The organism is Paenibacillus sp. OK076 (assembly GCF_900110055.1).
Taxonomy (GTDB): Bacteria; Bacillota; Bacilli; order Paenibacillales; family Paenibacillaceae; genus Paenibacillus.
Genome location: NZ_FOCH01000007.1, coordinates 74,711 through 99,773 on the forward strand (window position 1 = coordinate 74,711; position 25,063 = coordinate 99,773).

The following is a 25,063-nucleotide window of genomic DNA, read 5'->3' on the forward strand; positions in this document are numbered from 1 at the left end:
TCCTCGTGTATGGTTAAATTTGCTGACTATTTTTGCTTTTTCATTTTGGTGACCGCGTTCTCGGCTGCCTCCATGATCACTTCTCCCAAAGTGGGATGAGGGTGAATCGTCATGGCCAGATCCTCTACGGTTGCGCCCATTTCAATTGCAAGTGCGAGCTCCGATATCAGTGTGGATGCCTCCACGCCAACGATTTGCGCGCCAATGACAATTCCTGAAGTCGGGTTAGCCACTATTTTCACAAAACCTTCGGTTTCCCTTAACGCCAATGCTCTTCCGTTGATCCCAAAAGAAGATTTTCCAATAACCATCGGAATGGCCTGTGCTTTGGCTTCCGTCTCACTCACTCCAACACTGGATAGCTCTGGATCAGAAAAGACAACAAGCGGGATCACCTTGTAATCCACTTTGGAGGTAAGGCCTGCAATGGCCTCTGCTGCTACTTTCGCTTCGTAAGATGCCTTGTGAGCGAGTGCCGGACCTGCTGTTATATCTCCAATGGCATAAATGTGAGGGATAACCGTTCTGCACTGTTCATCCGTCTCAACCAGTCCTTTGTTCGTTACGGGCAAACCTATGCGTTCCAGTCCTAACTGGCCGTCTGTATTGGGTTTCCTGCCGATTGTGACCAATACATATTCTGCTGTAACTTGTTGCTGCTCCTGATTTTTTGAATAATGCAGTGTAATGGAATCCGCATTGTGCTCCACCTTTTCGGCAATCGCTCCGGTTACGATGTGGATGCCGTCCGCCTTTAATTGTTTAACTACCGGGGCTGCAAGTTCCGCCTCGAATCCGGGCAATACTTGTGCGCCTCCCTCCAGAATCGTTACCTTGGTTCCGAATTTGGCATACATCTGTCCAAGCTCCACACCAATATAACCTCCGCCGATCACAATCAGACTACTCGGAACCTCCCCCAAAGACAGTGCTTCTGTGGAAGACAAGATACGACCTCCAACTGGAAATGCTGGCAGCTCAATCGGACGAGACCCCGTTGCTAGTATGAGATTTTCAAAAGAAATGCTTTGCTCCTGTCCAGCTTGCTGGATCAGCGCTGTGTGCTCATCCACCAGACTGGCCTCGCCTTCGAGAATGGTCACATTCGCAGTCTTTAACAAATAGTGGACGCCACCTGCCTGTTTATTCACAACCCCCTGCTTAAAATGCTGAGCAATCTTAAATGTCGCTGCCGCGTCAGCTTGATTGAACTGTCTGAACAAATCATAGCGGTGTGATTCCGCAATTAATGCTTTGGATGGTATGCAACCCACATGCGTGCAGACCCCGCCGAGCTGTTGACGTTCGACGATTGCCGTCTTCATCCCCAGTTGTGAAGAACGAAGCGCCGCCACATATCCTCCCGGACCTGATCCAATAACTAACGTATCTACAGATTCAAGTTTACTCATTCCTGATTCCTCCCGATTTGAAGCTGTTTAAAATATGATGATCATAATATATTATAACCATCATATTTTAAGACCGTCAACAACCGTATTTGGCCCTTTTGTAAAGCAACAGATATTCAGTCGCCAAATTGACAGGCTTTATTATGATGACTATAATATTTTAAAAAGCAGAATCATAAAATTATGGAGTGAATGATAATGCCCTATCCCAAAGGCCATAAAATAAAAGTACGAGGTAAAATTGTTGAGAGTGCGGCTCGGGCTTTTCGCACCAATGGTATTCAGGACGTCAGTGTACCGTTCATTATGAAGGGAGCCGGATTGACTCATGGAGGGTTCTACTCACACTTTGACAACAAGGAACAGTTGGTCGCCGAAGCCTGTGAATATGCCATCAGTGATACCATCGCACTTCTTCAGAAAGTCGCTGATCAGGAAGAGCAGAATCCCAAAATCAATACAGTCATCGATTATTATCTCAGTCCCTATCACCGCGACAAAACAGAAATGAGCTGCATTTTTCCTGCACTTTCTGGCGAAATCTCCCGCTCCTCCGAAGAGGTTCGGCAGGTGTTCACTCATGAACTGGAGCGGATGATTGCTTTTATCTCCAATCTGGCAGATATGGATGTGTCCAAAGGTCGTGCACTGTTCAGTACCATGGTTGGCTCGCTTGTTCTTGCGCGGTCTGTTAGTGATCCTGAACTAAGCGACAGCTTCCTCGCGGCGGGCAGGCTGCAAGCCAAAGAAATGCTTAGAAGTATGCAGGGGTAAACATAAAAACACGCCTATAAATGGCGTGTTTTCTCTTATTTGTTTTCAACTAAATAATTCTTCATACTAGCCACCGTAACGCTATTTTCACATTCACTGTATTGGGTAATGATCACGCCAAGACTTTTATGAAAACGAATTATTGTCATCTATTAGCTCCAAGAAAAATATGGTATACTCACAGAGCAATGGAAAGGCTTATATGGGCTGTCGGCTAATCTCCCGGGAGGGAGGTGATGCCTTGTGACAGTATTTGAAACAATTATGCTAATGCTTACCTTCGGTTTGCTGCTTGTAGCGCTGCTGTCCAATAAAGACAAATAGACCGCCCTCTGGCTAAGGGATGCGGTCTATTTAGTCGGTACCCTGCTTGTTAAGCCCACCGCCCTTAAAAGCGGCTATTGCATCGGAGAGTCGTGTTAGCGCACGGCTCTCTTTGCATTATAAGCTGTTTCTGTCCTTATTATAACATGGTGATTGTGGATTTCAATCCAAAGCATAGCCATGTTATTCACATGTTCACTATGCCAAAACTGACGATAAGGCGAAAGCATCAGCATCTTACATATTTACGCTTGAACCCCGTTCGCCCTTTATCCACTGCCTTTTGAATATTTTCGGAAGCTTGCAGGAACTTGCTCTTAGGTTTGTCCTTGTCGACTTCAACAGGTCCCACGGCCTTAGCTGTCTCCACTGCCTGATCGTGCAGCGGTTGATAGGATGTCGCGATGGTGTACAGGAAGTTGTTCATCGAATATTTCGTTCGTTCCGGAGATTCGTGAATCGTCTTTTTCACCCGTTCGAGCATCTCCATCATTTTATTTTCGGAGAATTCGCTATCCGGTCGGCTACCAAGCAACCAACAGTAGCAGCTCCATCCTGCTGACATTTTCAGCTCATCTCCGCTCGCGATCCACTTATCCGAAACTTCTTGAGCAATATCCGTCTCTGCCAACGTGACGGCAACGATAAAATCAGAGATCATGTAAAAATAAGCAGCGTCGATCCAACGGTCAAAATCAGCTTCCGTCATCGCTTGGGGATCGGCAATTACGCCAGCAAAGTACATTGCATCATAATTCCCCGTAGCGTAAAGCTGCTCAGCCAAAGGTTGATCCTTTTTAATTTTCTTCGCCATGGGTTTCATCGCTCCGGTTGCCACCCCAAAAAGCGGTTCATGTGCGCCATTGGACATATATATTTTCTTTGTTCGTTCTTTGCCCAGTGCCTCCAGCTCTTGCATTACTTCATCCAGATTCAATTCCCAACACCCCTTAACCCTATTAATTTTTTATGCCTAATCAAACAGACGCTTATGTTTGTCGAAAAACTGGTGGAAAAATCGCACATTGTCCAGTTCGAACCATTCTGCCGTTTGCAAAATCGTTCCGTCGAGATTGTAAATTTTAGCATGAAGCGTCCCCAAAACAAAGGGCGAGTGCGTCGAAATAATAAATTGACTATCAAAATAACGCGCCAACTCATTGATTTGCTCTGCCAGCCTGATTTGGTTAGCAGGAGAAAGCGACGTTTCTGGTTCATCCAATAAATATAATTGGCCCGGAAGCAGGTACTCTTCGAAAAACTGCATGGAAGTTTCCCCATTAGAGTATTTTTCCTGAGAAAACTGAATGTTATCCAGTTTTTTCTTAAAAGCATAGGAATGCTCTAACTCTTCTGTCTCGGCTTTGCTCATTCCTTGCTGAATCTGTTCATACAACAGTGCTTCGCGGAGCGCATTTGCTTGCTGAATTTTCTTAATTTCATACAAAATGTCCTCTGACTTGATGTATAGGCTCCCTTCCGGCAGTTGCCGGATGACACGCTCCTGTTCATCACGCCCAAGTTCATAATGGCTCATATCCAGAAAACGCTGCACATAGGCGTTATGTCCATAAGTTGTCATTCGTTCAGAACCCGAGATTCCCAACTTGTTGGCGATTACGTTCAGCAAGGTGGATTTGCCAGAACCGTTGCTGCCATAGAGCACCGTAACTCGATCAAAAAAAAGGGCTTCCCCTGACATATGCTTGAATACATGATCAGGATATATATTGGGATTGCTGGAAATTTCCGAAGACAGTTTGAAATTGCTTAAATAAATCATCTGCTCACTCCTTATCCCTCATTCTGTTAGAGGACGGATGACCGTACACATCCTGGGCCAACAAATGGATAGCTCAGAAAGAATTCGCACAAGACACCTAAAAGAATATAACTTCTTCGCAGGCGGACATTTCTCCTTTCTTATGCTTATTCCGACAACATTCTAAATATCTGCCACTTGTCTAATCGGGAAGGCTGCTTCCACGAGTAGAGCATCATTTGTCCATGTCCAAGCAACGTCTAGCTATGGCTGGAAAGGGTACTCATCGTTTAAGTTCAGTTTAGTTCTACTAACGATACCGAGAAGAGGAAGGATGCGAGATCATGAGTAACAATCAAGTGTTAGGCTTTGCCCCCGCCCTGGGCTGGAATTCGTGGAATACCTTTACGTGGGATATTAACGAACAGTTAATTCGGGATGTCGCTGATGTGTTCGTATCGGAAGGTTATCTGGCCGCCGGCTACGAGTACATCGTAATCGATGATTGCTGGAGCCTGAAAGAACGGGACGCAAGCGGCAATCTCGTAGCAGATCCCGAGAAATTCCCAAGCGGAATGAGAGCGCTCGCCGACTATATTCATGGCAAAGGACTGAAGTTCGGTATGTATTCATGCGTTGGCACACATACTTGTGCCGGGTATCCAGGCAGCTTTGAGCATGAATTCCAGGATGCTGCCCTTTTTGCCGAATGGGGCGTTGATTATTTGAAGTATGATTACTGCTTCAAGCCGCGCCATATCTCAGGCGAGCTGCTGTACAAACGGATGAGCCTCGCGCTCAAAAACTGCGGACGCGATATCCTGTTCTCCGCCTGCAACTGGGGAGCCGACGATGTATACGATTGGATTCGGGAATCGGGGGCTCATATGTACCGCTCTACCGGCGATATCCGCGACAATTGGGATTCAGTAAAAGAGCTTGCCCTGTCCCAACTCGGGAAGCAAAGCTACACCGGCTCTTTCTGCCATAACGACATGGATATGCTGATTGTGGGTATGTACGGTGGAAGCAACAATGATTATATTGGCAGTATCGGCGGATGCAACGACATTGAGTATAAAACTCACTTCTCGCTTTGGTCCATGATGGGTTCACCATTGATGATTGGATGTGACGTGCGTAAGGCTAACCAAGTCACGAAGGATATTCTGCTGAACCCCGACCTGATCGCCATCAATCAGGATATGGAGGCACGCGGAGCTTACCGTATTAAACCGGAGCCACAATGGTTTCACACAGACGATGTATTTATGCTCGTGAAAGTGCTGACAGACGGCGATCTGGCCATCGGTTTCTTCAATCTGAGTGATAGCCAGCGGGAATTGTCTTTGCAATTTTGGGATATGGGTCTGCCTTACGCTGCCGGTTATGCCTTGTCAATGTACGACTGCTGGGAGCATAAGGAACTGGGCGTGTTCCGCGAACGCTTCGCTCCCGTTGTTGCAGCACATGATTGCCTCATTGTCTGGGCCAAGCTGGTGAAGTAGATGGTCAGCAACCGCCTGTGCCAGTCCTGTCAGGTTCCTCTTGCGGCGGACGATGTGGCTATCTACCTGAAGCTGGTATCCCGCTCTGCCCAGCAATTTTCGTGCATCGACTGCCTTGGCAAGAAGCTGAATTGCGGGCGAGAGCCTATTGAGAGGCTGATTCGTTATTTTCGGGAATCCGGCAACTGCGCTCTGTTCCGCTGAAGCTCTGTTGGTTCCGCATGCAGCATCAAGTACGCTGATGGCGTAAGTGATGTTGCTTTCTTGAATACTTTGGAGAAATATAACGGATCATTGTAGCCTACCGAGTAAGCCACCGATTGAATGGGCAAGCCCGACGTCTTCAGCAGTTCACAGGCACGCCGGATTCGGCACGATGTAATATACTCCAACACAGACTTGCCGGTAGCTCCCTTAAACCGTCGAAACAAATAGCTGCGCTCCAGATTGACTGCCTTTACGATTTCCGTGACGGTCAAGGCTGGCTTCCAATAATTCTGCTCAATGTACTTTCTGGCCAGCCAGACATAATCCTTGGTGTCCACCTGCGGCTCCTTCGGATAATATTCCATGTAATAGGAGAGCAGCAGACGTAAACGAGCATCCGCCCGCAGCATTTCGCAGGCCGATACGCCCGCGTTCCACGCCAGATGAAAAAAGGGCTGCAGCGTCTCCGGCGCCTTCGTCACCACGGGTTGTACCTCTGAAAGCTGCGTCAGTTCCAGCAAACGCCCGGCGTCAGCTCCGCTGAACTCCACCCAGACATACTCCCACGGATCGTACGCGTCCGGGTAATAGTAGATCTCTTTTTGCGGGAAAATGATGAAGCTTTCCCCCGCACCCAGCCGAAAAACGTCGCCGCCCGTCTCCAGCGTCCCTTGGCCGCGAATAATATAGTGCAGCGCATAAACGTCACGTACTCCTGGTCCCCATTGGTGAAGGTTAGCTGGCTTGTGACCGCCGCTGATAAAATATAAATGACTGGCTCTGCTGCTCTCTTGCCAAATCGGATTCAACCTTGATTCCCCCATTTCTGAAGACGCCCTGTTCTGGCGTTCGGTGTACCTATTTACTATCGTTTGGTACTGGAAACATCGCTGCAAGTTGCTTATTATGGAAATAGAGGGCAATGCGCCCCACATAATTGTAAGCGCATCCACACGTCTTTGATCGGCATGATTGATATACGCTAAATCCAGAGAGGAGAATGTTGTGTTGCTTAGAATGGTAACGGTAGAACACGGACAAGTGCAAGGACTGCCCGCAGCGGACCCGCGTATTACCAGCTTTAAGGGAATCCCTTTTGCCGCACCTCCTGTAGGTGAGAATCGCTGGCGCGCTCCACAGCCGCAGACCAACTGGAATGGCACTCTGAAAGCTTTTGACTTTGCCCCCACCTCCATGCAAGCCAAAACGGTCATAGACGATAACAACATCTATACCCGCGAATGGGCCGTTGATCCGGATCTGCCTATGGACGAGGATTGTCTGTATCTGAACGTCTGGACACCCGCCAAACGAACAGATGAGAAACTGCCTGTCTTTGTCTGGTATTTTGGGGGAGGCCTTCAGGTCGGGAACACTGCCGAAATGGAATTTGATGGCGAGCGAATTGCCCGCAGAGGCATTGTCGTCGTCACAATTAACTATCGCCTGAATGCCTTCGGCTTCCTGTGTCACCCCGAGATCAGTGCCGAATCTCCACATGCACCGGCCAACTTCGGACATCTCGATCAGCAAGCAGGTACCCAGTGGGTCAAACGCAACATTGCCGCCTTTGGCGGTGATCCTGACCAGATCACGATTGGTGGGCAGTCGGCAGGCGGAGGCAGTGTGCTCAGCCAGATGACCTCTCCACAAAATAAAGGCTTGTTCCAGCGAGCCGTCATCATGAGCGGCATCGCTACCGAGCTGTACCCGAAGGTCCGCGTGCCTGCGGTCCGCACCACACTGCGGGATGCAGAGCAGGAAGGCGTTGAATTTTTCCGCTTCCTTGGCGTATCCTCTCTGGCTGAGGCCAGACAACTGGATGCCGAATATCTGCGTGACAAAGCCCTGGAATACAAAGGCTTTTGGGGAACCGTCATCGACGATCAATTCTGCGCAGGTGATCCATTTACCCGCTTTATTCAGCAGGAACGCGAGCCGATCCCCGTGATGCTGGGGCATACCTCTTCCGAATTTTGGACCCGTCCCGCTGCAGACAATCTGGATGAACTGAAGCAGATGGCTGTAGAGCTTTTCGGCGAGGATGCTCCTGTCTTTTTGCAGCTATGCGAGGCCGATACCGGTCAATTCGAGCATGCCCTGCAACAAGCTTCTGTCCGCATGATCCAGCATGCCATCTTGCTCGCCATCCGTGCGAATAGCGGTCATCCATCTGAAACGCCGCTCTACTATTACAACTTCGACGCCGAGATTCCCGGCTGGGACCAGCCTGGTACCTTCCACTCTGTCGATCTGTGGTTTTTCTTCGAAACACTCGCCAAATGCTGGCGCCCTTTCGTGGGTAAACATTATGATCTGGCCCGCCAGATGTGCAATTATTTGTCCAATTTTATTGCTACCGGTGACCCGAACGGCCCAGATACCACCGGAAATCTGATGCCTCATTGGATTCCTTGCACCACTGCTCAGCCGTATCTCATGGAATTCGGGGATCAGTCTCAATTACAGAAGGCAGATCCTGAACCGATGCTCGCGTTTCTAATGGATCAATATTTCAAGAAGCAGAATGTACATGCTGTTTAAGAAATGAGCCTGTCCTTTCATAATATATGTATGGGCCATGCTGACGCATGGCTCTTTTTACAGTGTGATGGTTGAGCCATTTTTTCATTCGCCTGTTTGCGCGTCTTCCCCACCATTGAGTATTGATGATGTGATTGCATAGTCTTTTCTTAGCATACCGTAAATTTCCAAGTCGACAATTCCTTTACCTGACCATAAGGTAGCTTGTCTAAGCGTTCCCTCATGGATGAAACCGTTTTTTAATAACACCTTTTTCGAATGTTCATTTGCAGGCATCACTTCGGCCTGAATCCTATTAACGTTAACCTTCATAAACAAAAATTCGAGCAACATCCCTACCGCTTGGGTCGCAATTCCCTTCCCCCATTGAGATTCTGCTAAAAAGTAACCAATCGTCACCATATTCACTTTCAGGTTGAAATCGACGGCTTCAATAATGCCAAGCAACCGATCGGGTTCATTACTGGCAAATATCCCCCACTTCACCCTTGATCTCTTATGATAATCTCTCTCGAAATGCCCAATCATCTTCTTCACAGTCTCTTTATTGTGTTTGGGTATGATACCGCAGTATTCAAACACATTGACATTATCATAGATTTCATAAACTTCGTTAACATGCTGATCTTCAATCTTTTTCAACACCAGTTCATCTGATTTTAGGATCGGAAGTTGATCATAAACTGCATCCAAATTCATTCTGTCACATCCCTATATCTTCTTGATCGGAATACATAAATCGATTTTGCATTTCCCTTGCTCATCCTTCGCCGGATCATTCATGCAGTACTCAAGGCTTGGTCTGTCATCGGCATCATACTCACTATTCGGCAACCATAAGCCAAATACATTTTCATAGGCGAGAACGAATTGATCAATGGTGTCGTAGAATGGATATACAGCGTACATTCCACCAGATAGCGTTCTAAATTCTACTTGCCCCTGATGTTGAAACTTCTCAAATCCAGGGGGCAATGTTACACAAGCATCGTATCGGCAAGCCCATTCTTCGACGAAATTTCCATCATCCAAAGACACCCCAATATAATAATGATCAGTCGGAGTAATTCCTTGCTCGCTTGCCCAGCGCCCCAACTTCTCCCATGCCACATGAGTATGCAAATAACTCCCCACATGTCTGACATACGCCACTTCATAATCTGGAAGTTCCTTGATGGTTATCATTTTCCCCCAAGCCCTCCTTAAAAGATGATTTCTTCCATTTCCATTGTAATCATCCAACGGAGATAACTCTTCTTGCTTCTTGCTAAAATGTAAGGGATAATTGCTATGTTTTCTGATGTTATTTCGAACTTCACTTGGGGTCTTACCATAGTGCTTCTTAAAGAGAGCATTGAAGGCGGATACCGATTCAAAGCCGCAATAATTAGATATCTCTAATATGGTTCTATTGTTTTCACCCAAAAGATATACAGACTTCTGTAAACGCTCTCGATTTACAAATGCTATTGGAGACACACCTTCCAACGATGTGAATATTCTTGTGAAATGATATTTTGAAAAACCTGAAACGTCAGCCAACATATCGAGGTTGAGCTTTTGATGACTATTTTGCCTAATATATTGGATCACTCTATCCATTCTATCTTTATATTCACTATTCATGTGTTGAACCCCTCAATTAGTCTATGTATTATGAACTACCAAAATTATACACTCAGTATATCCGAACAGGATACCTTACAGGTACTTCGATTGTATAAAATTTCTATAGAGTACTACTGCTTTATTCGTATACGTATCCATGCCCAAAACAAAAAAGCTCAAGTCGCCATACCACTTGAGCTTAAAACATAGGTGATATTATTTAGGTTTAGTGGGCTTAATAATTTAGACCTTTAACGATCCGCGAAATCCTCTTGCACCATAGTAAGATTCTGCTCCATTGTGGTAGACAAACACCGTATCATAGCGACGATCGCAAAAAATGGCCCCGCCCCGTTTTCTAATATTAGCAGGTGTTGTCACCCAACTCGACGATTTCAAATCATAGTTTTCCAGCTTCTGCAGCTCCCGGTACTGCTCTTCTGTTAAAAGCTCAATGCCCATGTCCTCTGCCATTCCAACCGCACTATTCTGTGGTTTATGCTCTTTCCTTGACTCCAGCGCTTCACGGTCATAACAGACACTTCTCCGTCCCTTGGGACTTTCCGCTGAACAATCCACAAAAGTATATTCGTCTGCCTTGCTGTCATAATGCACAACATCCGGTTCGCCGCCAGTCCTCTCCATTTCATGGAGTGACCACAGTTTTTCAGGTTGAGCCTCAAATTTGGCTTCCAGGCTGGCCCATTCCATACCTGGATGACGGTTCATGTTTTTTTCAAAACGGGCTTTCAAGGTGTTGAGCAGTCCCTTGCGTTGTTCTGGCGATAACTTCCTCTCATCCATTGGGCTTGTTGTCATCTATATTTCTCCCTTCAATAGGTTGTTGCATGCATGGTGGAATGTTATAAAGTCAGATGTCACAGAAGCGCTATCCGCTTCATCCTGTCAGAGTATCCCAGCGAGTCCAGCTCCATGAACACTCGTTCCTTGTCCAACGGTGGTTGGTTCATTTTCATTACGTCTTAACGTGAGTCTTCTCTGTTTGGATGACGGGCAGCACGATTTGCAGTGAAAAGGTACCTCCTTCCTGCGATATCCTCAGCGTGCCGCTATGCTGCTCTATGATTTTCTGACAACTCATCAGCCCGATCTCGTTGCTGTCTTTCTTTTTATCTACAGGTTTTTTTCAATCAAGACCGTTTGTTGCTGCAAAGCTACCTTGATAAGAACAGGATATGAGGTATCCGCGTATTTCTTAATATTGGAAAATATATTGTCAAATACACGCCGTATAGCCACCAGATTGATCTCCAGCAAAAATTTAGGATGATCAGCATCCGGCTGAACCTGGACATCGACATGATCCAAGACCACCAACTGCTCATCAATGAGTTGATCTATAAGCGCTCTGCCCTCATACATTTCAAATTCCACTTCCTCTTCTTCCGCAGCAGAGGATACCGTGAAATACTCAAACAGTTTGTCCGACAGCGCTTTGATCTGATATGCTTTCTCTCGGCTGTTATGGATATACTGCAACAGATCATCCTGTGTCTTAAACTTGTTAAGCTCTATGATGTCCATATATCCCAGCAGAATCGTAAGCGGAGTACGCAAGTCATGAGATATCGCTGTGATCAACTCGCGGTTGGCCATTCTCACTCTCTCCTCGCTGCTGAGTCGCTCCACAAATGATTTTCTCATCTCATCAATACTTAAGGCAAGCGAAGACAGTTCATCCTTCCCCGACACCGTGATGCTGTAATCCAGATTTCCACCTTCCAGTATTTTGATCTCACGTTCCAGCAAACCAATATACGAGGTCTTTTTGTTAATCATCAGCAGGAAGGAAATAATGAATATAATGAGCGCGAAGAACACACCAAGAATCAGAATGAGGTTGTAGTATTGATATTCATAGAAACCAACCAGATAGATTTGGGCATCCTGATCAGCGAAATGAATGGTGGTAACCGGTATTTTCGATGGCACAAATTGAGTTAACAGCTCTTCATTAATGGCAGGATCAATCTCCGTGTTGGAGGAAAATATCAATTGGTCTTTTGCAAAAATATACAGATTTAAGTAGCGCTCATGACTTATCCAAGCAGACAATTGCTCATGATCACGGGTTGACACGTTCTGGTTACTCACGAAGGTTTCGAATCGATTCAGTGCATCTCGCTGCCGATTCTCTACAAAAGTGGATTTGCTTAAATAACTATCCAATACAGTCTCGCCAACAACTTGTAACACAATGAACACACAGATGGAGAACATCAAAGAAATAACTATGGCGAGAACCAGTTTGAGCTTCAGTTTTTTACCGATGAGCAATCTATTCAATTTTGTACCCCTTCCCCCAAACGGTCTTCACATATTTAGGGTTCTGCGGATCATCTTCCAGCTTACTTCTCAAATTACGAATATGAACCATCACCGTGTTATTACACGTATAAAAGTAGGGTTGTTTCCATACACTCTCATAGATATTTTCCGCGGAAAATACCTTTCGTCGTTTCTTAGCCAGCAACAGTAGAATCTGATATTCAATATCCGTCAACGAGATTTCCTTCTCGCCAATAAATACGTTTTTTGCATCCTGATGGACCTTAAGATCCTTAATGATAATTTGGTCCGCTTCTTCTGTCTTCTCCTTGCCCCGATAAACATAATACCTCCGCAGTAAAGCCTTCACCCTCGAAACGAGTTCTGTATAGGAGAAGGGTTTGGACAAAAAGTCATCACTGCCTGAGGAAAAGGCCAATTGTTTGTCCGAATCCTGCGTTTTCGCCGTAAGAAACAGGATCGGTGCACTTGTTTTTTCACGAATCTCCAGACACGCCTTCAGCCCCGATTTGTTGGGCATCATCATATCCAAAATAATGAGATCCGTCTCTTCGTTCACTTTATCAATCGCATCTTGACCATCTATCGCTTCAATCACTTCATAATTCTCGCTCTCCAACAAAATCCTTACAATTTCACGAATTTCACTGTTATCATCAGCAATTAGGATTTTCTTGCTCATCTGATCCCTTCGTCTAATTTCAGTATAATATGCGCTATTAGCGACTACCAGCAAATCCAATCGACTTCAGAATTCTTCAGAAGTTATGTAGGTATCTCTTAATAATTTCGATTTATACTTTAAATATGTAGAGGTCATTACACAAAGGGGTCGTCAGCTATGCCACAACCTTCAAAAAAAGTAATGATTAACATATTGTTGGGTCTGTTAATCATAATGTCCATTGGTCTACTGGTCTATTATTCTCCTGCCATTATTAAAACCATGTCGTCCATGGACAACTTCAGAGCGTATATTCATTCAACAGGTCATTGGGGCCCAGTCATGTTTATTTTATTCCATATTCTTCAGATCGTGGTTGCGCCTATTCCAGGAGAAGTTGTACAAGTCGCAGGCGGATATATTTACGGTACAGCCATTGGTTCGTTGTATACCACTGTAGGTTTGATATTAGGCTCAGCGATCGCCTTTTATTTCACGCGTTTTATCGGTCGCGCTTATATTTCACGGCTGCTGCAAAAGAAAAATAATAAGTGTTGTCTGCCGTGGATCATCGCATCAGCCGCTGTGGGCTCCACAATTCATATGCAACAATACACGATCGCCATTATGATTTCTGTTATCGCTGTGATCGGGTTCGTGCTCGGTTATATGTATAGGGAGAAATTGGTGGGATTGTTTTCCCGGTCAGACAGAACCAAAGCTAGACCCAAGGCTATCCCCTCCTATAGTAAAGAATAGTGAGCCTGATAGAATAAAAAGAGATTCAACATGAACAAAGCCAATCTATTGATATGAAAACCGGAGGTATATCTCATGCAAACCCTTGAAACCAATCGATTAATCCTGCGAAATTTCACCGTAGCGGACGCATCAGGACTGTTGGAATACACAGCAAATCCAAGAGTGAACTGCTTTATGGATCATCGGATTTCAACGTTGGAAGACGCGGCGGCTGAGGTTGCAAAAAGAAGCAGTGACGATTCCTACATCGCGGTCTGCCTGAAAGACAGTAACGAACTGATCGGTGAGCTGTTTGGCATGAGGGAAGATCGGGATTCGGATAAGGATTCGAATTCTGATACGTACAGTATTGGTTGGAATTTTAATGGAAGATTTGAAGGGAAAGGGTACGCCAGTGAGAGCGCCAGTGCTTTCATCGAGCATCTCTTTGTGGAACAGGGAATAAGAAGACTGTACGCCTATGTCGAGGATGACAACTTCCGTTCCCAGAGGCTATGTGAGAAGCTGGGCATGCGCCGGGAAGGTCTTTTTTTGGAGTTCATTTCATTTGTCAAAAATGAGGACGGCACACCGAAATACGAGAATACGTATCAATATGCTTTGTTAAAAAAGGAATGGCTGGCACAGCGTGAACAGCAGAAATAATGAATCAAGCCTCATCATTAGTTCAAAAAAATTATAGCAATGAGAACATATCCATACGTACGTTCCAACACCAAACAAATACGGCGGCTTCTCCCTGGACGGATTCCAGAGGAAAAGTCGCCGTTTTATTATCGTACAGAACACTCTTGAATAGGCAATGCGTTTATACGGTCACAACACATTCAACCTGAATTCTAGACGGTGCTGCCCCAGTATTGGTTGGCAATTTTCTGACCTTGAACGATTTTGGCCCATTGCTCAGCTTCGCTTAGTTCGTTACCGCCATCGCAGGATGCAAAGCCGCATTGGTGCGAAAGCAGCAGACGATCCTTATCGATAATTTTGGAGGCTTCGTCAAGCAAACGGATTACGCGCTCTTCATCATCAAGTGTATTGGTCTTCGATGACAACAGCCCTAATACGATTTCCGTTTCCGGTCTGTCTTTGAAAACCTCCAAGGCTTCGATAGAACCCGCACGATCATCGTCCCATTCCAGGAAGAAACGATCATATTTCAATTGCTTCAGGAACAGGTTAGCGATTTTCGCGTAAGATCCGCCGCCCATGTTGCGGGAATCATAGTTGCCGCGGCAGTTGTGTGTCCACATTTTCAAGCCCAGGCTATGACCAAAGTCAATCACCGTGTTATTAATATCAATAAATTCGGTGGCGAGACCCTGCACTTCCTCTTGCTTAATATGCTCCCCGGTAAACGGAGAGTTCGGGTTGTCGTCTGCAAACAGCTCCCACAAGCAATCATCGAATTGCAGGATTTTACCGCCTACCGCAGCGAATTCCTCCACAAATTCCTTATATGCCTTCACAAGACCCGCTTTGAGCTCCTGATTGTTCTGATACACAGCGTCCGTACCGCCGATATTATCCGACCAGGAGAGTTCACCAAAAATATGGGATGGCGACGGAACGCAAAGTTTCGTTTGCTGGTCACCCGCCGTGTCTTGCAGCTGTTTGAACAGTTGAATGAAATGATGATTTTTACCGCTCAATTCGCCAGTTATGCGCAGGCCAATATCTTTACGTGTTTCATATTTTGAAGAGCCATCCACGTCACGGAAAAAATAGCCATGGTCTGCGATATAACGCTCAACTCCACCAAAGCCCCACACAAAATCCAGATGCCACATCGATTTGGAGAACTCGCCATCTGTAATGATCGACAGGTCATGCTCGATTTCCTTTTTCACCACTTGTTTGATGGCCTCAGTCTCGCATTTCTCATAACCTTCAAAGCTTTCATAGAATGGATACTGGATATCATCACGATGTTCAATTTGCGTTTTATATGTCAGCAGCTCTTCAGGACGCAACAAACTACCTACGATCTGGAACTTATCGGTCATGTCAAAAACCCCCTCGTTGTATACCATTATCATATCATGCAGAACGAGGTTGACTGAGATACTTAAATACCATAACTAGTTATAGTTAAAAGCTATAGCAGAAAAAAATCGAATAAAAAAAGTAGACTTTCCTACATGTACAGGTTGAAGTCTACTAATCATCTATTCTCTTATTAAGCTAATGTTCATTAGGACACCCTTGATACAGGGTGCCTGTCATTGAAATTAATTAATTTTCACAACGTTCTACGTCGCAACTCATAAAAATACTGCACAGCTGGATGCTTTAACTTGATCTGCTCAGACATATTTAGAATTCGCTTTTTGCCAACTCGTCTGTCTATCAAAGCCAGAATATTCAACAAGATATCGTTGCTCTCCAGATTATCCTCTATCGAAGTAGATAAAAACGTAGTCGCTGCAACGGTAAAATTGGATTTACTTAATACGGCCTGCGCAGAAAGGAGCTCTTTTGCATGTCCTGAGCTTTTTCTGCTTCTTGCTATGACTTGAAGACGATCCTCTGGAACGGTCCCTTTGGTTTCTTTTCTGACGGCTTCAATCTCTTCATGGCTCACAGGAATCATGATCTCCGGGTCGTTCTTGATCTCCTGCTCCGTCTGATACCATCGGATTGGGGTTGTTGTATCACTCATGTTGAGTACATTCTTTTTATCTACAGTAATATAACAATTGCCTGATTTATCAGGTAAATAACGGTAGCTGGTTGCCCGGTATTCGACGGTTCCAACTAACGTGGGACTAAGGAAACTCTCCAGTTGCTGCTTCAATTTACTCCAGGACATGTGACCTCCTGTATTCTATTTATTTTCCTCTGCCCCATCATAATCCTTGCTACCAAATTCATCGAGCAATTCCCTTACTCTAGTCGTTGTTTTGGCGTTCATCAAGCTATTTCTCAGCTCACTTGCCCCGCGGAATCCACGGACGTAGATTTTGAAAAAGCGGGCCAGCGGGCTGAACGAACGCGGTTCAAGCTCTGAATATTGATCATGCAGGTCCAGGTGCAGTCGCAGCAAATGAAGGAACTCCTCTGTGGTATGCTCCCTTGGCTCTTTTTCAAAAGCAAACGGATTCTGGAAAATGCCTCGTCCAATCATAACACCATCCACTCCATACTGCTCGGCGAGTTTGAGTCCGGTCGCACGGTCAGGAATGTCTCCATTAATGGTTAACAGCGTATTCGGTGCAATCTCATCCCGAAGTTTCTTGATCTCCGGGATCAGCTCCCAGTGCGCATCGACCTTGCTCATTTCCTCTCTTGTACGCAGATGAATGGACAGGTTCACAATGTCCTGCTGCAAAATATGAGTCAACCAGTCGCGCCATTCGTCCACCTCGGTGAACCCGAGGCGAGTTTTGACACTGACAGGCAAGCCACCGGCTTTGGCCGCCTGAATGATCTCCGCTGCAAGCGCAGGACGGCAGATCAGACCGCTTCCTTTTCCATTCTCAGCGACATTCGCTACAGGACACCCCATATTAATATCGATACCTTTAAAGCCTTCCTTCGCCATACCAATACTCATCTCACGGAAGAATTCCGGCTTATCTCCCCAAATATGGGCCACCATGGGCTGTTCATCTTCCGTAAATGTCAAACGCCCACGTACACTTTTGTTCCCCTCCGGGTGACAATAACTCTCCGTATTCGCAAACTCCGTAAAAAACACATCCGGTCTGCCCGCTGCACTCACAACATGGCGAAACACAACATCCGTTACATCTTCCATCGGTGCCAGTATAAAAAATGGTCGTGGTAATTCACGCCAAAAATTTTCTTTCATATTAGAAACTCCTCTATATATAGCAGGACAATCTTTGTCCTCATTAATAGTAAAAAATCGTAAGCCATACATCTGCAATCGTATCATTTACATTAGCAGATTCGTTGCAATTTAAATTTTGATGTCTTTACTTCTTCTTCACTTATACCTTTTCTCCATTGATCACTCCACCAATTTTACCACGTCTTTAGTTGATTTTCAGCACGGGTTTATTCGTGATTATTTGAAGCATAACTTTACCTTCTCGTTTTGGCCCCCCAGTATAGAAATCAGACCGCCTCCATCGTTTTAAAGGATCGCTTCGTTTGCTCTTGCCGAACCGGACAAGCTCCTCTACAATAAAAGCTCGGCAGGCTTTTGTACCTGCAAATCGTGACATGGAGGAGGCCTGAAACAAACATGGAAATTTCACTCGATATTATCAAAGACAAAGTCGAATGCCTGCAGGCTTATGACTTCCGGGAACTGGAACGAGCGATCGAAGAACGAATCGGAATGAACAAAGCGCTGTTGCTGCGGGTGAAGCAGGTTCAGCATCAAGTGACGTTCGACCCTCTTCGCAACAAGATGTTATATAGTGCAGTTGTGCATTTTGCCGCAGATTGATGAAAGAGGTTTTTTACTTTGTTAAAGCAACATGCGGTTGTACTCATCCACATATGGCATACACAAGAAATGGACGCAAAATCGTTTGCGTCCACTTTTCATACCAAATTCAGTTATCTCATACACATAGATTTCAAATTAACCTATTGAAACAGATCCGGTAAAATATCATAAATATACTGGTTCACCCAAGACCAAGCATGCGTGCCGCCGTCAGCTACGATAAAGTAGAAATTTCCTTTTGTCAGATCCGATGAATAGACGAAGGTATTTGTTAGTTGCTTCATGGCATCAATCTGAGGTTTCAAGTTAGGGTAAGCGGTATCCGCACTGCCTGTAGCACTGAATACGTAGAAATCCTTCGGTCCGTATCCGGCATCTTTTGCAGCCTTGGCCAGGTATTCAGCCGTTTCCACCGGTTTACTGCCTCCACCTGTTTGGCCCACGACCCAGCTGTCACCACTTAATGGCATAAAGTACTTGAAGTAATCAAGCCCATGAACAAAAGTATACCAGGTCGTTACGGAACCCATGGAGAACCCGCCGAAGGCCCGGTGTGCTCTGGCTGCTTTTAAGTTGTCCCGACTTGCCGATTCGGTGTAGGTGTTAAATTCGGTTTCCACTAAGGGAAGCACGATATTAATCAGTTCCTCGTGGAATGTAGCCGTGTCATTGGTGCCGCCATAGAAGGAAGGGGTTACCACAATAAGAGGCTCGATATCCCCTTTTGCAATCATGTTATCTATGATGATCTTCAACTCTTTACTCTGGCCAGGCCCGCCGAAGATCGTATCCACATTCTCTCCACCGCCGTGCATCAGATACAAAACATTATATTTCTTCGTTTTATCCGAGGAGTCATATCCGTAAGGAAGATAAACATTCACTCTCTTGTCGTCCATTCCGTTCACTAAATTAGGTGCTTTGTACGTTACACTCTGGATCGTCCCCGGTTTTTCACTCTGCACGCGATATTCATTGGGAACCGCTTCGAAATATCTCTCGTTTGCCGCTTCATCTGTCATTTCCAATTTTGCGATTGCATTTTGCAAAGCAGTATACTGTTGATCGATTTGTTCTTGAGTGATCTTATGATTGCCCAGAACGTGCTCGGAGACAACTTTCATCATGGCCTCTTGTACGACATTTGCATTTTTATACAGATTAAAATCCATCTCGATCGTATGCTTGACCAAATTCAAAAGATTATAAGGATTCACACCGCTGATATCCCCCTTGCTCTTGCCGGTAAGCAAAACCTCTCCAAACTTCCCTGTATCATTCCAGGCGGTGCCTGTTGAGTCGAAAACATTAATGGTCCCGATTCGCTCCGATCCCTTCGCATCATTCACCTGCAGCTCGATGCCCATCACTTTTCCGTTTTCCGGTTTTGATTGAAGTGCGATCCTTGTTTCAATGACATATCCGCCCTGCACCTTTTTCGCAGATGAATAGATCCGCTCGGGTTTGCCGTTATCAATAGACTGGAATTTCTCATAATTTACCCGATAATGCAAATCGTCCACACCATACTCTTGTGTCTTGTCATTGTTTTCATCAAGGAATACTTCCACGGAATCCTGCATATACGGTGTTACAGATTGTGCAGATAAGTCTTTGTCCTTAACTTCTGCAAGAATATAGAGTGCATGATCATCCCATAAAGCCTTAAATTCTACCGAAGTGTCGAGGTTGTCTGACACATGTTTAGGTGCAACCACTTTAGCTTTGCTCCACACTTTATCCATATTACCGTCAATAACTGGCGATCCGAATTGGGCCACCATTCTTCCGTTAGCATCGAGCCCGTTTTGGTTATAAGAGACCTTTCCCGGTTCTGGGGATGGTATTTTGTATGCGTTATTTACAACAATCTTGGTGTGATGCATAGGCGCTGCTGAAACAGGAGACCGGAAACCGAAACCACTTGTACATACCCAAGGTACAACAGCCATGGTAACCAAAATAGGCTTTAACCACATTCTTGTTCTAGTCATCTGAATATCTCCTCCTCAGTCATCTATCTCATCAAACGTTGTACCGGTCCGCCAATTCATAAAAAGTACTTCCATTCATAGCAAAGGAGAGCTGATATAGCTGGGCCACGGTTCGCCTGTCTAAATAGAAGAACCACCCCCGTTAGATGATATACGGGGGAGTCTTTTTTAATCAGCTTATTCAATTAAATTTTAAATTTACATTTACAATTACATGTTCCAGATTCGGTACAGAATCATCGCTGCTTCAGCGCGGGTCAATGTGTCGGCTGGTGCAATTTTGCCATTTTTGCCGTTGACGATTCCGCTTCCTACGAGGGAAGTTACACTATCCACCGCATAAGTGGAAATACTTGCAGCATCCGCATAAGGAGCCAGATTCCCGTTTCCGGCAGATTGCTTACCCGCTGCTTTCAGGGCTTTCGCCGTAAGAACCATCATATCTTGACGGGAAATGCTGTTGCCAGGTTTGAATGTGTTGTCTTCGAATCCAGAGGCAATTCCGAGTTCTTTGGCAATAGCCACGGCCTCTGCATAGTGAGCGGTTGGCTGAACATCGCTGAAGGCTGCCGTGTTCGTACCCGGACCCTTTAATTCAAGTGCTCGGACAAGCAAGGTGATAAAGTCGGCTCTCGTGATAGAAGCTGCAGGCGCGAAGCTGTCATCCGAAATGCCTTTAATAATATCGCGTGCAGCCATCGCTTCAACTGCTTGTTTTGCCCACAGGACATGCTGTACATCGGCAAAAGACTTGGTTACGTAGGCTACAGCATAGGTGCTGAAATGAGTTGTTTTGAACACCATCGAGCCAGATTTAGCATCATAGTGTCCGCTTGGTACGGCTGCTGCCTGTCCTTGATTATCAATGTAAAGAATCACGATCTGATGTGCATTCCCAAGCTCCTGTGCAGCAGGCGTGTACGGAACAGATACCGTTACTGGCGCTGCGGGATTGTTCCAGGCAAGGAGACGGTCACCAGCTTTTACGCTTAGATCAATCACCGGACGGCTGCCCACAACAGCGCGAACATCTGCGCTCAGAAGATCTGCCGAGACTTTGTTAATCTCGATAGAGACTTGACCGGCTTGTTCCGTAATGTTAGAAAGCATGTTGGACGGAATTTGAAGTGTTCCATGGTCCGTCTTAAGCACAAACTCAACATTATTGCTGCTTTGCAGGCTGGAAGTCGGCAGCTGCACCACATAGGATTGGGCATTGGCCTGCTTCGGCACTTCGATGGTAACCTGCTTCTTGCCATTCGCACCTAGAGAAGCTTTTTCAATCGCTTTATTCAGGCTGTCGCTTGAAATGGTTGCTGTGGCTGTTCCATTTTCGACTTTAATTACCGGCACAATCGCCGAATCGCTGCCTGGAAGCTGTGGTTGAGGTTGCGGAGTAGTCCCGGAATTTGATCCGCCACTGCTACCACCATTGTTCCCCCCGCTGTTGTTGCCTCCACCGTTGTTGCCTCCGCCATTGTTGCCTCCGCCATTGTTTCCGCCAGAAGAGGGTTTGCCAGTGAGCATCAATTCTCCGAATACGGAAGTATCCTGGTAACCTTGACCGGATGGATCGTTCCATGCGTTCACGCTGATTCTGTTGCCGTCTTTCGCATCATTGATCTGTGCATCAAAGCCAATTTTAGCATTGTTCGCAGGCTTCACCTTTTTGAACGGAATCTTCATTTCAACGGTGTAGTTGGTACCGGAAACAGAGACTTCGGATTCGAAACCTGCAGCGATTTCCGCAGGATTAAAGGAAGCTAGGTTCTCAAAGTTCACTCTGTATTGTCCATCATCATCCTGGAAGCTGGACGTTTTGCCGTTATTTTCATCGACGAATATCTCGACGGAATCCTGCTCCCATACATTTGGATTGGTCTTGTTCAGTTGATCGTCTCTGACTTGAACGAGCACATACAGATTTTCGTCATCCCACAGTACTTTTGCCGTTCCTGTCGCACCGGACCACGCCATTTGCTTCGTATCCAGTTTCAATTCAGGAGCTTTGCTCCATACACTGTCTACGGAGCCATCAATAGCTGGTGTCCCATAGTGCGCGCTTGATTTCTTATATTCAAGCTCTTCAGGTGGATTTTCCGCCAGGTACTTCTCCGGATCAACAACCCCGTAGAACGCCTCTTTGGCTTGAAAATTTTTGTCAAACAAGGTTGGATTCTGCTCGGCTCTCCAGCTGGTGCTGTCATTTAATCCCCAGAAGGTGACACGCGGAATATGCTCGCTGTTCTTCTTATACAGATCCATCAATTGGGCATACAGATAGGCCTGCTGTTTTGCTTCTTTTTCAGTGATTGTAGAATTGGTGCCTGCCATAATGTCCAACTCGGTGACACTGACTTCTACTCCCAAGGAAATGAAACGCTCGAGCGACATCTTGACATTATCCAATCTCGTGCCCAAATTGTAGTGGGCTTGCATGCCGATGCCGTCAATCAGTTTCTCGCCAGGGTGATCTTCGGCGTACTTCTCATTGATCTCTTTGACCATGCTGTAGATCGCTGTAGATTTATTCTGGTTGTCATCGTTGTAGTCATTGTAATAAAGCTTGATATCCCAGCCATTCTCGTCAATGACTTCTTTTGCCGCAAGGAATGCCTCCTCAAGAAAGTCAGGGCCGATGGCCTGTAACCAGCCTGAATTACGCAATGCATTTTTCCAGTCTTGCGGATTAGCCGGGTTATCGTTCATGGCTTCGTTAACAACGTCCCAGGAAATAACTTGGTCACCAAAGTGTTCAACGACCGTTTTAACATGTGTTCTTAGGTTCGTCAGAGCTTCTTCACGGCTCAAAGGTTCGCCGTTTGCTGCCGTATGAGGCCATGTAGGAGACTGAGCATGCCATACGAGCACGTGACCGTGCAAATCAAGGCCTGCATCCTGTACTTTTTGGACAAGGGCATCTTCTGCAGTGAAATCAAATTGTCTGTTCGCGTCATATGCATAGTCCGGCTTCATGTCATTCTCAAACGTAACGACATTGTGATGCTTCGTCAGAAGCTTGAGCCGAGTCTCGTCAAAGGTAGCCGGATTCACAATGTTCCCGATCAGAAAATCATTCTTGTAAATATCCTTGAGGTTAGGAAGGTTTTCTTGAATCGGAGGTGCGGCAGTTACAGGTCCCACATATTTTAGAGCAAAGTCATCCAAGAAGAAGGTACGGTTGCCGCCGTCATTGTTTGCTGTTTCAATATAAGCATTAAGTACGCTTGGAGTAGTGGTGAGCGTATACTTACCCGTTAAGTGTACCCATTCTTGATCTGTAACGGTTGCATTTGGAGATACGTTCGCAAAGCCGCTGTCCGCATATTGAACACTTATACGAAGTGTTGTGGGTTCTTGTCCAGGTGCCATTTTCACCCAAGCAGACAGCTCATATTCGTGATTCTTTGCCATTTTGCCATCAGCATTAACCAAGGCTGCATCATATTGTGCCGTAGTAGTCACAAGCAAGCTTTGCTTGCCGCCAGATGTATGATTATCGTTTTGGGAAAGAGCTACCGTTTCACGGCCGTTCCGTGCTTTGAATCCATCCAGGTCATTCTCAAAATCGGCAGCGATGCCTGTTTTATCTACAATCTCTGGTGCGGTTTGATCAGGGGTTACATCGGTGATGATGACTTCATCAATGTAGATATCGGAGGTTAACGTATTGTTTGATGGTTCAACGTAGATGATGACCTCATTCGTTTTAGAAGGAACTTCATAGCCTTTGGTTTCAAATAGTGTCCATTCGGAAGCGGTTACAAGTTTGTTCCCTATAAGCCATGGATACTTCTGGTCTCCCGACAATATTTCAGAATCTATCTTGGAAGCCAGATGGAACTGGCCTTCACCTGAACTGATTTTAACCTTGAGGGAAATATCATACTTATGGTCGGATTTCATCTTGCCTGTAAGTACGAGGGCAGGGACGGCCTTCTCATCGGCCCGGTTGAAGAACTTCAGAGATCTCGTGCCTTCGGAGGCTACGTCGTTAACGACCGTTGTGTCCCCATTCGATCCCCAACCCAGTTTGCTCCATCCACCGGTATTCCCGTCTTCAAAGCTTTGGTTAAGGACTACCGTGGGTTCGACAGGTGTTACTGTCTGGGTGATCGTGATATTCCCGATATAGAAAGAGACACCCTTACCTGCTTCATCAGACTTGATTCGCAGAGCCGTATTCTCCACACTGTTAACGGAGAGATCGGCGGATAGTGTAATGCCTTGTCCTGCTTTAAAGTCAGCAGAGCTAATTCCAGTGTATGCCTCAGATCCATCAACGCCCTTATTGCTTACAATTTCCAGAACGGCTTTCCCGTCTGCAGATGGGTTAGCATCAGTATCGACATATACGGAAGCGGTTACAGAATACTCTTTGCCAACTGACAAACCAAGGTCATCAAAAGCGAGGTCCACGCCATCCCAGTTATTAGATCGATTGCTAACATGTAGAGCCGCTCCATCATCATTGCCTTCAAACGGCTTACCTGTTACAGCGTCCAGCTGGGCACCGCCTGATTGAGTTGCCTTGCCTTGACCATTCTGGAATGTTTCCTGATACACAATTTGTGAATTAGTTGCCACTAGATCTGCAGCGTTAACTGTCGGAGCTATCAAGCCGCCCGGAAGAAGCAGAGCCGCTGCGAGTAACCCGGAAACGACCTGCTTAAATGATTTCCTCATTCGAAGCATTCCCCCACACCAAATTTTTAAAAAAACACATAAAGCGCTTACATAATTGTTGTGACCAGCCTCCTTTCACCCCAGA

21 protein-coding genes are annotated in these 25,063 nt (G+C 45.8%); 7 read left to right on the plus strand and 14 right to left on the minus strand.

What is annotated here, in order from left to right; translation table 11 throughout:
- Positions 1-26: 26 nt before the first annotated feature.
- Entirely contained in the window at positions 27-1,412 is a 1,386-nt protein-coding gene (lpdA, locus tag BMY78_RS29700) for a dihydrolipoyl dehydrogenase (RefSeq protein ID WP_090904829.1), read from the minus strand.
- A gap of 198 nt (positions 1,413-1,610) precedes the next feature.
- Here lpdA and BMY78_RS29705 point away from each other — a divergent pair, with 198 nt between their 5' ends.
- Positions 1,611-2,186: a TetR/AcrR family transcriptional regulator gene (locus BMY78_RS29705; RefSeq protein WP_090904830.1), complete on the plus strand. Its 576-nt coding sequence runs from the start codon at positions 1,611-1,613 to the stop codon at positions 2,184-2,186.
- Between the two features lie 243 nt (positions 2,187-2,429).
- A complete protein-coding gene (locus BMY78_RS33840) occupies positions 2,430-2,510 on the plus strand; it encodes a putative holin-like toxin (RefSeq protein ID WP_371129208.1) in 81 nt (26 codons plus the stop codon).
- Between the two features lie 229 nt (positions 2,511-2,739).
- Here BMY78_RS33840 and BMY78_RS29710 read toward each other — a convergent pair whose 3' ends face one another.
- Positions 2,740-3,447 (minus strand): DNA alkylation repair protein, encoded by a 708-nt coding sequence (locus BMY78_RS29710; protein ID WP_090904831.1) that lies wholly within the window; start codon positions 3,445-3,447, stop codon positions 2,740-2,742.
- Between the two features lie 36 nt (positions 3,448-3,483).
- A complete protein-coding gene (locus BMY78_RS29715; RefSeq protein WP_090904832.1) occupies positions 3,484-4,293 on the minus strand; it encodes an AAA family ATPase in 810 nt (269 codons plus the stop codon).
- 323 nt (positions 4,294-4,616) lie between these two features.
- Between BMY78_RS29715 and BMY78_RS29720 the strand changes: the two genes are divergently transcribed.
- Complete coding sequence (locus BMY78_RS29720) at positions 4,617-5,780, plus strand: glycoside hydrolase family 27 protein (protein WP_090904833.1); 1,164 nt, start codon at positions 4,617-4,619, stop codon at positions 5,778-5,780.
- A gap of 164 nt (positions 5,781-5,944) precedes the next feature.
- On the opposite strand, the gene BMY78_RS29730 is transcribed toward BMY78_RS29720, so the two are convergent.
- A complete protein-coding gene (locus BMY78_RS29730) occupies positions 5,945-6,796 on the minus strand; it encodes an AraC family transcriptional regulator (protein ID WP_090904835.1) in 852 nt (283 codons plus the stop codon).
- Between the two features lie 208 nt (positions 6,797-7,004).
- Here BMY78_RS29730 and BMY78_RS29735 point away from each other — a divergent pair, with 208 nt between their 5' ends.
- The gene (locus BMY78_RS29735; protein ID WP_256222523.1) at positions 7,005-8,531 is read left to right on the plus strand and encodes a carboxylesterase/lipase family protein; all 1,527 of its coding nucleotides are present in this window, start codon (positions 7,005-7,007) and stop codon (positions 8,529-8,531) included.
- A gap of 84 nt (positions 8,532-8,615) precedes the next feature.
- On the opposite strand, the gene BMY78_RS29740 is transcribed toward BMY78_RS29735, so the two are convergent.
- The 5 genes from BMY78_RS29740 to BMY78_RS29760 all read right to left on the minus strand — a co-directional run bounded on the left by BMY78_RS29740 (position 8,616) and on the right by BMY78_RS29760 (position 13,131).
- Complete coding sequence (locus BMY78_RS29740; protein ID WP_090904837.1) at positions 8,616-9,230, minus strand: GNAT family N-acetyltransferase; 615 nt, start codon at positions 9,228-9,230, stop codon at positions 8,616-8,618.
- 12 nt (positions 9,231-9,242) lie between these two features.
- On the minus strand, positions 9,243-10,157 hold the full coding sequence (locus BMY78_RS29745; protein WP_090904838.1) for an AraC family transcriptional regulator: 915 nt from the start codon (positions 10,155-10,157) through the stop codon (positions 9,243-9,245).
- A gap of 225 nt (positions 10,158-10,382) precedes the next feature.
- Positions 10,383-10,943, minus strand: a complete 561-nt coding sequence (locus BMY78_RS29750) for a DUF4256 domain-containing protein (RefSeq protein ID WP_090904927.1) — start codon at positions 10,941-10,943, stop codon at positions 10,383-10,385.
- A gap of 330 nt (positions 10,944-11,273) precedes the next feature.
- Positions 11,274-12,446, minus strand: a complete 1,173-nt coding sequence (locus BMY78_RS29755) for a sensor histidine kinase (RefSeq protein WP_090904839.1) — start codon at positions 12,444-12,446, stop codon at positions 11,274-11,276.
- Positions 12,439-13,131: a response regulator transcription factor gene (locus BMY78_RS29760; RefSeq protein WP_090904840.1), complete on the minus strand. Its 693-nt coding sequence runs from the start codon at positions 13,129-13,131 to the stop codon at positions 12,439-12,441. The genes BMY78_RS29755 and BMY78_RS29760 overlap by 8 nt, the downstream gene beginning before the upstream one ends.
- A 159-nt stretch (positions 13,132-13,290) precedes the next feature.
- On the opposite strand from BMY78_RS29760, the gene BMY78_RS29765 reads away from it, so the two are divergent.
- Both BMY78_RS29765 and BMY78_RS29770 read left to right on the plus strand, forming a co-directional pair.
- Positions 13,291-13,872 (plus strand): TVP38/TMEM64 family protein, encoded by a 582-nt coding sequence (locus tag BMY78_RS29765; RefSeq protein ID WP_090904841.1) that lies wholly within the window; start codon positions 13,291-13,293, stop codon positions 13,870-13,872.
- Between the two features lie 75 nt (positions 13,873-13,947).
- Positions 13,948-14,520 (plus strand): GNAT family N-acetyltransferase, encoded by a 573-nt coding sequence (locus BMY78_RS29770; protein ID WP_090904842.1) that lies wholly within the window; start codon positions 13,948-13,950, stop codon positions 14,518-14,520.
- Positions 14,521-14,714: 194 nt separating this feature from the next.
- On the opposite strand, the gene BMY78_RS29775 is transcribed toward BMY78_RS29770, so the two are convergent.
- The 3 genes from BMY78_RS29775 to BMY78_RS29785 form a co-directional block, all read right to left on the minus strand.
- Positions 14,715-15,881, minus strand: a complete 1,167-nt coding sequence (locus tag BMY78_RS29775; RefSeq protein ID WP_090904843.1) for a cobalamin-independent methionine synthase II family protein — start codon at positions 15,879-15,881, stop codon at positions 14,715-14,717.
- A 236-nt stretch (positions 15,882-16,117) separates the two neighbouring features.
- Positions 16,118-16,687, minus strand: coding sequence for an SF0329 family protein (locus tag BMY78_RS29780; protein ID WP_090904844.1), 570 nt, complete (start codon positions 16,685-16,687; stop codon positions 16,118-16,120).
- 15 nt (positions 16,688-16,702) lie between these two features.
- Positions 16,703-17,689 (minus strand): tRNA dihydrouridine synthase, encoded by a 987-nt coding sequence (locus tag BMY78_RS29785; protein WP_090904845.1) that lies wholly within the window; start codon positions 17,687-17,689, stop codon positions 16,703-16,705.
- Positions 17,690-18,088: 399 nt separating this feature from the next.
- Here BMY78_RS29785 and BMY78_RS29790 point away from each other — a divergent pair, with 399 nt between their 5' ends.
- Entirely contained in the window at positions 18,089-18,295 is a 207-nt protein-coding gene (locus BMY78_RS29790; protein ID WP_090904846.1) for a DUF2536 family protein, read from the plus strand.
- 143 nt (positions 18,296-18,438) lie between these two features.
- Here BMY78_RS29790 and BMY78_RS29795 read toward each other — a convergent pair whose 3' ends face one another.
- Both BMY78_RS29795 and BMY78_RS29800 read right to left on the minus strand, forming a co-directional pair.
- Positions 18,439-20,292: a sugar-binding protein gene (locus tag BMY78_RS29795; RefSeq protein ID WP_218152292.1), complete on the minus strand. Its 1,854-nt coding sequence runs from the start codon at positions 20,290-20,292 to the stop codon at positions 18,439-18,441.
- 210 nt (positions 20,293-20,502) lie between these two features.
- A complete protein-coding gene (locus BMY78_RS29800; protein WP_090904847.1) occupies positions 20,503-24,978 on the minus strand; it encodes an endo-1,4-beta-xylanase in 4,476 nt (1,491 codons plus the stop codon).
- Positions 24,979-25,063 lie beyond the last annotated feature (85 nt).